Consider the following 10,002-nt stretch of genomic DNA (forward strand, 5'->3'; position numbering starts at 1 on the left):
ATGCTAAACGCTGAAAAAAGGAAAACATTACTTTTATTAATACCGGTTATTTTAGTTTTAATTGGGTATGTCCTCTATCCTTCAATTGAGACACTACTTGAAAGTTTTAAGAAAAATGGTGTTTTCTCATTAGAAAACTATTCGGATTTTTTTGGAGAAAAATCTGCTGCAAATTTTGAAGCATTATGGAATTCTGTCTACATTTCACTTTTATCTGTACTTTTAAGTGCATTAATAGGAATCCCCTTGGCTTATATATTTAATAGGTATGATTTTCCTGGACGCCAATTTTTCTCTAATATTGCAATAATGCCAATAGTACTTCCTTCTCTTGTTGGGGTAATGGCATTTATGTATTTATATGGAGAAGCAGGACTTGTTCCAAATGCTATTAAAGATGTACTAAATCTATCAGAGGTTCCATTTAGCATTGGCGGAATAACTGGAATCTTGATCGTACACGCTTATACGATGTATCCATACTTTTATATGACGACATCGTCAGCGTTAAACAATATCGATCCTTCTTTGGAGGAAGCCGCGTATAATCTTGGTTCAAATAAGTTTAAAGTTTTTTGGAAAGTTACATTTCCATTGTTAACACCAGGTTTAGTAGCAGCTTCATTATTGGTATTTATGGTTTCAATGGCGTCATTCAGTGCCCCATTTCTTCTGGCAGGCGGCTTTCGAGTTCTAAGCTTGCAAATATACTTTTCTAAAATCAATGGGGACCTCGAAATGGCTGCTACTCAATCGGTTATTTTGTCAGTTGTCTCCATATCATTCTTGCTATTTATGCGCTGGTATCAAGATAGGAAAGACTATCGAATGGCTAGTAAAGGGATAGGAGCTCACCGAAGTGAAGTAAGTAACCATATATTAAAATGGTGCATGGTAAGTTTAGGGATTCTGGCAATGATCGTTTTACTGTTGCCACATGCTACTTTACTTATTTTATCGCTCGTGCCAGAGGGAGCTTGGACATGGCAAACGTACCCAACAGCATTCAGTTTAGAAAATTTCATCCTGTTATTTGAGGATCCAAATATATGGGATCCAGTTAGAAACAGTATGGTGATGGCTCTTTTGGCATGCTTAGGTGTATTCGTATTTGGAATCATAACTTCATATGCATTGGTTAAACGTAAATTTATTGGAAAGAATCTTTTGGATATATTAGTTATGATTCCATGGGCATTACCCGCTACAGTTGTGGGGATGAATTTAATTCTTGCATTTAACGAACCTTCAGCTTTTTCATTTGGAAAAATTTTAGTTGGCACGTTTTGGATCTTACCATTAGCTTATTTTGTACGATTTATTCCATTGGTTGTTCGATCAACAACTGCTGTTTTAGAACAAATGGATGACTCTATAGAAGAAGCTGCTCAAAATCTTGGAGCCAAATGGTTCTATACATTTAGACGTGTTGTCATACCTATTATTATGCCAGGCGTACTTAGTGGTACATTGTTGGCTTTTGTACAGGCAGTTGGAGAATTTCCTACTTCAGTCCTGTTATATACACTAGATAATCGACCAATTTCAATAGAAATTATGAATCAATTAAGGATGTTCAATATAGGACAGGCATCTGCCTACGGAATGATTCAGGTTGGACTAATTGCAATCGTGATGTTTATTTCATATAAATTTCTCGGTGTGAAAACAGAGAATACATTGTAAATTTACTGAAATATAGAGGTGTATGAATATGGATTTTGTAAAGCAATTTGAAATGGATGAAGGTGTTGGCTTCCCCGGAAAAACATATATAACAGAATTACTAAAGCCTGTTTTTGATGACCAAAAAAAATATTTATTTCATGCTATGTTTATGATCCATAAAGCTCACACAATTATGCTAAAAGAACAGGGGATCATTAGCGAAAATGACGCTGATCGTATACTAGATGGAATAGCAAAAGTGGAGTCGATCAATAAGGATGAAATAGAATATTCGATTCTTTACGAAGATTTATTTTTTCTAGTTGAATCAAAAATTGGAGAGATAATTGGAGAGGAATTGGCTGGTAAAATGCATATCGCAAAAAGTAGAAACGATATGGGAGAGGCGATGTATCGTATTGTCATTAGAGATTATATTAATCAGTCAATCGAGGCAGCAAAAAAATTAGCGGAAGCATTATTATATCAAGCAGAGTTACATGTAAATTCAATTATGCCTGCACACACACATACGCAACCTGCCCAGCCCACTACTTTTGGGCATTATTTACTGGCGATATACGATAATCTTCAAAGAGATATTAAAAGATTAGAACAAGCATATCGAACAGTTAATCAGTCTCCGATGGGAGCAGCGGCTATAACGACCACTGGTTTTCCAATTAATCGAGAACGGGTGATGGAGCTTCTGCACTTTGATGGATTAATTGAGAACTCTTATGATGCCATTGGTACAGGCGATTATTTAATGGAGTCGGCACAAGCTTTAATTAGTCTAATGACGAATTGTGGTAGGTGGATTCAAGAGTTTTTAAGAATGGCATCTAAAGAGGTAGGATTGCTAAAAGTGTCAGATGCATATGTGCAGATAAGCAGTATTATGCCTCAAAAAAGAAATCCAGTTTCGTTGGAACATTCACGTGCAATTGCTAGTAGTGCGGCTGGAGAGGGGATGACTGTTATTCATATGATTCACAATACGCCTTATGGAGATATTAATGATACGGAGGATGATTTGCAACCTCATCTATATCTAGGCTATCAAAAAGCTTTACGAGTTCTTAAATTAATGCGAGCGGTTATCGTAACAATGGATTTTGACCAAGAAAAGGCGATTCAACAGGCTAAGAATCATATGATCACTATAACAGAATTAGCCGATGTATTAGCTCGTGACTATCAAATTCCTTTTCGGAGAGCGCATCAGAAAGCGAGTAAGATAGCAAAAAAAGCGTTGAACCTTGATAAAGAATTGTACGAAATCCCCGTCGATCAAGTGAATGATTGGCTTGAAGATGTAACACTTACTAACGAGGCTTGGGACATGATTGTTGATCCTATTTGTTTTGTGGAAAGAAGGAGCATTACAGGGGGACCAAGTCCGAATGTGGTTACAGAAATGATCGCTAGAAGGAAAAATAAAAGCGGATAAGCGAAGAAGAAAATGAGGAAGAAAAAAACGAACAATTGAAAATGATGATTCGTGTGACGAAGCTGCTCTGGATGTATACTCCCTTTCCGTGGACGGGCTGGTGAGCCTCATGGTGCTTACCCACAATAGGGGCTCACTGATGCCTTTTCACCAAAGCTTCGGAAAAGCCCTATTCTTTTTCATAGTCTGGGAAATAAAGGGAATAGTACGAGAATACGTGTTTTATTTAATGTATTCAACCACAGACGGTGCTGGTTCTTTTTCAGTGTAAGCTATCCAGTATTTTATCTCTCTCGTGTAACTTTCTGTTTGTTGATGGTAATAGGTTACTGATTTAACTGGCACATCAAACACATTTACTTGCTTCACCTCAGGATCATCAGGTTTTATAAGATATACATATCTCGAATCTTCATATTGCAAAATGGTAGCGTCACCAGATCCAGCAATCCACTTTAACGTACCATTATTATTTTTTATTATAGCTAAATCCAATCCTCCATTGAAATTGACAGTAACACTGTAAATATAATCATCAATTATATCAAGGTCAATTATTTCTTCATATTTAAATTCATTTTCATCCATTAAATTCTCTAGTTGTTCTTGAAAGGAGGAGTTTTCTTGGCTTTTGTTCTTCTTCGCTGTTTCTGCCTCCTCTTGTTCATTAGAACACCCCACTAAAAACATGAACAGACATAAAATAAAGAATAATTTTCTCAATTTAAATCGCCTCCTGTATTTAATAACGTATAAAAAAAGAAAACGTTTCAGTAATAATTTTTAGTAAGATTATACATACTTTAAAACTGATGAAGGCGTCTAATTTGATTTTTATCCCGCATATAACTGGCAGTAAGCCCCACTTCAAGCAATAAGGTGAAGGCCAATATGGAAAAGAGTGGGGTCGACTGCCAGTAAATGTCCGATTGGTTCACCTAACAATCAGTGGGTTGATAAACCCTCCCCACTGATTGAAGTTTCACTTGATATTCTTACTTCTGCAGGTTTTTCTATAAATATTAAATCTCATTCATTTTCTGTTCATTCCTTTTTGATTATTTTCGTCATCAATATGTTTGGATGCACATGGAGAAAGTCGTAGAAGCTGGAAAACCTCGAAAAAAACCAATTTCTAATAGTAACTGTGATATGGAATGGCAACAAGAACTATGTAAAAGGTTGATTTAATGGAACAAGAATTTAATTCAATATATTTTTAGTTTTTCCTTCAAATGTAATGAATTACTTAAAAGTATAAAAAAAACGATTCCTGATAATCTCAAGAATCGCATTATATCCATATTTATATCTGATGCTGGTGAGAGGATTCGAACCTCCGACCCCTTCATTACGAGTGAAGTGCACTACCAGCTGTGCTACACCAGCAAATTCATAATGAATATGATACTACCATTTCTATTTTTCTTCAAGTCTCTTGCTTATCCTATGTTTTTTCCTTTAACCAGAAAAAACTTTACTGGACTTACCTATCGATAAGAACTATAAAACATGTAAAGGAATAGAGTGATGTTTACGATTAATAATCTGATTAATGATTTTTAACTATGAGAAAAACATATTCAATTATAGGGAGAAATTTTTAATGGGGCTGGGACAAAACACAACACAACTTCTTTACTCAAAATACGAATAATCTTTTCATCTCATATGACTAGCAGTAATACCCCCACTTCAAGCAATAAGTGAAACCAATATGGATAAGTATCGGATCGACTGCCAGTAAAAGTCCGATTGGTTCCAAGGCCTTTGGGTCATACCCTTGTGGTACTAACCATCCGCGGAGATAACAAAACTCCCACGGATTGGGTGTTCCCACTGGATAAGGAAGGCTCCGGTAGCGATACATCGCAAGCAGAAAAAGCGTTCTTCATTTTCAAGGAGAGTCTCGCATATTTCAGGTACTAGATGAATGTATTTTGATCAAAAAACGAACAATAATTCGATCTAATTGTTCGCTTTTGTTGTTTCTTCATTACTTTTATTCCAATTCCTTCATGTAAATTAGTTCTTTTGGTAACTTAAATGCTCATTTCGTATATCGGCAGCAGCCTCAACCATTATTTTTAAGGCTCCAATGGTCTCTTCCTCATTTCTTGTTTTTAATCCACAGTCGGGATTTATCCAGAATTGCTTTGGAGGAATGGTCTGTAATGCACGATTAATATTCTGTATAATCTCCGACTTTGCAGGTATTCGGGGACTATGTATATCATATACACCGAGTCCAATTTCTTTTTCGTACGTATTCTCTTCAAACGTAGTTACCATCTCCCCATGACTTCTTGATGTTTCAATAGAAATGACATCTGCATCTAATGCATCAATGGTTTCATAGATATCATGGAATTCTGAATAGCACATATGCGTATGAATTTGTGTGCTATCTTTCACAGCTGAAGTTGCTAAGCCGAAAGCATAAACTGCTGCTTCTAAATAATCTTCCCATTTCCTTTCATCTAACGGTAACCCTTCACGTAAGGCAGGCTCATCTACTTGAATAATTTGAATACCATTTTCTTCAAGTGCTTCAAGCTCTTTTCGCAGTGCCAGAGCTATCTGGTTTTGTATCGTAAAACGTGGAGCGTCATCATGGACAAAGGACCAATTTAAAATAGTGACAGGTCCAGTTAGCATTCCTTTCACTGGCTTTTCTGTTAACGATTGTGCATATACACTTTCCTTAACTGTCATTGCCTTATTAAAGGATACATCACCAAAAATCAAAGGTGGTTTTACACAACGGGAACCGTACGATTGCACCCAACCAAATGCTGTGACCTCAAAACCATTTAGTTTTTCACCAAAGTATTCAACCATGTCAGTTCGTTCAAACTCGCCATGAACTAGAACGTCAAGCTCAAGCTCCTCTTGAATAGTAATCCATTTATCGATGTTATCTTTTATAAATTGCTCGTATTTTTCATTAGATATTTCCCCTTTGCGCCACTTTGTTCTTGTTTTTCTTACTACTGGGGTTTGTGGTAAGCTCCCAATTGTCGTCGTTGGTAATAATGGAAGTTTTAATTCGTGTTGCTGCTTTTTAATCCTCTGATTGAACGGTAATGGCCGCTTTGCATCGGAAGTATCTAGGCTCTGAAGCTCTTTTCTAACTTGGTCATTTGTTCGCAATGCTGAACTATTAAAGCGCGCAAGCTGTTCTTGGTTCGTTTTTATTTTAGTGGCAATACTATGCTCTCCATCGTTGCAGCCCTTTGTAAGTGTAGTAATGTCTTCAAGCTTTTCTTCAGCAAAGGATAAGCCAGCTTTTATATCTGGATTTAAATCCACTTCTAGCTTTTTCGTTACCGGTACATGTAATAAGGAAGAGGAAGGCTGTAAAATAATATCTTGAATAGTCGTAATTGATTTTATTTCTTCAATAATAGAAAGCTTATCTGCTATGTTTTCTTGCCAAACGTTTCGACCATTAATAATACCAGCAGCTAATACTTTATCTTTAGGAAAACCAAACTGCTTAATTAGTTGTAAGCTATCACCATGAACAAAGTCAAGACCGATTGCTGCAACAGGGAATTCAATAATAGATTCATAATTGATCACATGTTCAAAGTATGTCTGTAAAATGAGTTTTAGTTTTGGTGCTGCTTCGCAGAATTGCGTATAGACTTTTTTTGCTTTTTGAATCACTGCATCATCTAATTTGGTTCCAAAGATAGGCTCGTCTATCTGGACCCATGTAGCTCCTGCTGATTCTAATTCCTCCAATATTTGCAGATACAATGGAACAAACACATCCAGTAATTCATCGAATTCTTCCTCTTTATACCCCTTTGCTAAGCTTAAATATGTGATTGGGCCTAAGATTACAGGTTTACCGTCGATACCTAATTCTTCTTTTGCTTCCTTATAAAAAGCAAGTGGACGATTTTCTGTTAGTATAGGCTGTGCATGTTCCAATTCGGGAACAATATAATGATAGTTCGTATTAAACCACTTGGTGATTTCTGAAGCAACAGCATCTTTAGTTCCACGGGCAATAGCAAAATAGGTTTCTAAATCAACCTTTCCACCATTGTAAGAAAAACGTTCTGGAATAACACCGAACATTGCTGATGTGTCAAGCACATGATCATAGAAAGAGAAGTCACCAACTGGTATTAGATCAATGCCAAGATCCTGTTGCTTTTTCAAATTTTTTAACCTGATTTTATCTGTTTCTTTAATTAATTGTTCTTTTGTAATTTCTTCCTTCCAAAAGCTTTCCAGCGCTCGTTTCCATTCTCTTTTTTCTCCAATTCTTGGGTAACCTAAGTTAGAGCTAATTGCAGTAAATGTCATTCTTTTTCCTCCTGTAATTTGTATTTTGGTTATATTCGTTTCATCATTGATGAATGGTTTATCTCTAAAGATTTATGGATATAGTTTACTAATTGTATACTGATGTCATAACGCATAAATGGGGTTACTAAATAGATGCCTTGGAAATGTGTTAGCGCAGTATCAAGCAATTCCTTTGCAATCTCAATTCCTTGCTTGATGGACTGTTGCTTATCTACTGCTACGTTTTTCATTCGTTGCCGAATAATTTCTGGCATTTTAATTCCTGGTACTTCATTGTGCAGGAATTCTGCATTTTTGGTTGATGTCAATGGCATAATGCCTACATATATTGGCTTATCTATATGCTGTGTTTCTTCGGCAAGCTCGATAATTTTTTCTTTACTGTATATTGGTTGTGTTAGAAAGTAATCAGCACCTCGATCTATTTTTCTTTCCATTCTCTTAACAGCTTTATCTAGTCTTGCAACATTGGGATTAAAGGCCGCACCAACTTGAAACTTAGTAGGTTGTCTAAGTGATTTACCAGAGAATGACAAACCTTGATTAAATTGTTTTATGAGTTTAATTAAGTCAAGTGATGTTAGGTCGAAAACCGATGTTGCCCCAGGGAAATCTCCTATTTTAGTAGGGTCTCCAGTAATGGCTAGGATTTCATTGATCTCAAGTGCATGTAATCCCATTAGATGTGATTGCAATCCGATTAAATTGCGATCTCTACAAGTTAAATGCACGAGTGGTTTGATACCAATTTCCTGTTTGATTTTTGCAGCGATTGCTATATTGCTGATTCTAGGTGTTGCCAATGAATTGTCAGCAAGTGTAATTGCATCAATACCTGCTTTATCTAAAGCTCTAATCCCTTCCAAATACTCCTCCGTATCTAAGTGTTTCGGTGCGTCGAATTCAACGATAATAGAATGTCTTTGCTTTACCATATCTATTAAGCGGGGCTCTTTATCTATTGGACTATTACGAATTTCAATCGGTTCTGCTTTAGGAATTACTTCTTTTTCCTGTAACGGCTCTAAATCTTTAACGCCCTCTGCAATTGCTTGAATATGGGCGGGAGTTGTTCCACAACATCCTCCAAGAAGCCTTACCCCTTCATTACGAAAATCTTTGGCACAGCTTTTAAAATAATCTGGCTCATTTTCATAGATAAGTTTTCCGTCACGATATGCAGGAAGACTAGCATTTGGATAAGCTGCAAGAAATGACCTTTCTAGTAAAGGGACCTCCTTTAAAGAATCAAGCATATGAAATGGACCTAAGCGGCAATTAATTCCGACAATATCTGCTCCTGTGTTTTGTAACCGTTGTAATGCCTCTGGTAAAGGGATGCCGTTTTGTAGTATACCTGCCTCATGCATGGATACATTCGCTATAATTGGTAGCGCTGTCTCTTCTCTAGCTATTTCAAGTACAGTTGTCAACTCTTCTAGATCGTAGTAGGTTTCTAAGATTAGACCGTCTACCCCCTCCAATAGTAAACAATATAACTGTTCTCTAAAGCTTCTCTTAATTTCATCATTCGTGGCTTGAAGTGTTTGTGTACCATGTATACCACCAATCGTTCCAAGCACAAATACATCCTCACTAGCCGTTTGCTTTGCTATTTTTATAGCGGCTGTATTGATTTTTTTTACTTGATCCTCTAATCCATATCTGGCGAGCTTAATATAATTGGCACCATACGTATTTGTTTGAATTAAATCAGCACCAGCATGAATATATGCTTGGTGAATTTGTGCAATTTGTTCTTCTAATGTAAGATTTAATTCTTCAAAGCAGTGATCCACTCCATAGGAATAAAGTAAAGACCCCATTGCACCATCACCAATAAGGATTCTTCTATCTAATTCAGTTAATAAATCCATCTCTCATCACACTCCTTTCCAATTTTTATTTAAAAAAAGACACCCTACTAATACGAAGAATATATTCTTCTTCAAGTGGGTGCCTTTAGTCGTCTAATCAGCATAAGCGAAAGTTATTTAAGTAGCTTTACTTCGACTTTGCAAATATGGCCATTGGTGTTCCAATAAGCGCAACATACGAACAAAGTGGAGTAATAATGAAAGAAGTGAAAGAATTATTTTCCTATCACTTTCTCTTTACTTTTGGTTTTAATGGATAGCGTTTTTTCTCCGTTGTGTCAATTTGTGTAACCTCTCCTTCATGAACCGTAATTACTAATGATCCAAACTCGACCCTTTGAATTGCTGAAATAATATCGTTTATTTTCGTATCATCGATCTGTGCCATCTGATCCCTCCTTTTAAATCACCAAAATAGTTAGAGAAAAAAATAAAAACCTCTTTTCAGATTGAAAGAGGTTTGATTGGCTTATACATTACAGTTCCCATCTTTCAAACAATTTTCGTTTGCTGGATTTAGCACCGTATTACTCTTTTTGAATGAGTATGGTTGCCGCAGGATCAATGGACCAGTTTCCTCCCCTGACTCTCGATAGGTAAATTATGAAGTTTTGATTGTACTCATTATCTTAGAAAGTAAATAGACTGTCAAGAGAAAATTTTAAAAAATTATTACAT

General features: G+C 36.2%; 6 protein-coding genes, 1 tRNA gene and 1 riboswitch. Of the genes, 2 read left to right on the forward strand and 5 right to left on the reverse strand.

Features of this window, described 5'->3' with window-relative positions:
- Together JUJ52_RS15700 and argH are read left to right on the forward strand one after the other, a co-directional pair.
- Positions 1-1,686, forward strand: a complete 1,686-nt coding sequence (locus JUJ52_RS15700) for an ABC transporter permease (RefSeq protein ID WP_205388841.1) — start codon at positions 1-3, stop codon at positions 1,684-1,686.
- A 28-nt stretch (positions 1,687-1,714) separates the two neighbouring features.
- A complete protein-coding gene (gene argH / locus JUJ52_RS15705) occupies positions 1,715-3,121 on the forward strand; it encodes an argininosuccinate lyase (RefSeq protein WP_205388840.1) in 1,407 nt (468 codons plus the stop codon).
- 222 nt (positions 3,122-3,343) lie between these two features.
- On the opposite strand, the gene JUJ52_RS15710 is transcribed toward argH, so the two are convergent.
- The 5 genes from JUJ52_RS15710 to JUJ52_RS15730 form a co-directional block, all read right to left on the reverse strand.
- On the reverse strand, positions 3,344-3,844 hold the full coding sequence (locus JUJ52_RS15710; protein WP_205388839.1) for a hypothetical protein: 501 nt from the start codon (positions 3,842-3,844) through the stop codon (positions 3,344-3,346).
- 593 nt (positions 3,845-4,437) lie between these two features.
- Positions 4,438-4,510: transfer RNA gene (locus JUJ52_RS15715), tRNA-Thr, on the reverse strand.
- A gap of 636 nt (positions 4,511-5,146) precedes the next feature.
- Complete coding sequence (gene metE, locus JUJ52_RS15720; protein ID WP_205388838.1) at positions 5,147-7,444, reverse strand: 5-methyltetrahydropteroyltriglutamate--homocysteine S-methyltransferase; 2,298 nt, start codon at positions 7,442-7,444, stop codon at positions 5,147-5,149.
- Positions 7,445-7,473: 29 nt separating this feature from the next.
- Positions 7,474-9,324, reverse strand: a complete 1,851-nt coding sequence (locus tag JUJ52_RS15725; protein WP_121605718.1) for a bifunctional homocysteine S-methyltransferase/methylenetetrahydrofolate reductase — start codon at positions 9,322-9,324, stop codon at positions 7,474-7,476.
- A gap of 226 nt (positions 9,325-9,550) precedes the next feature.
- Positions 9,551-9,712 (reverse strand): YezD family protein, encoded by a 162-nt coding sequence (locus tag JUJ52_RS15730; protein WP_080668636.1) that lies wholly within the window; start codon positions 9,710-9,712, stop codon positions 9,551-9,553.
- A gap of 94 nt (positions 9,713-9,806) precedes the next feature.
- Positions 9,807-9,923: riboswitch (SAM riboswitch) on the reverse strand.
- Positions 9,924-10,002: the final 79 nt, after the last annotated feature.

This window comes from Virgibacillus sp. AGTR, from assembly GCF_016919725.2.
Classification (GTDB): domain Bacteria; phylum Bacillota; class Bacilli; order Bacillales; family Amphibacillaceae; genus Virgibacillus; species Virgibacillus salarius.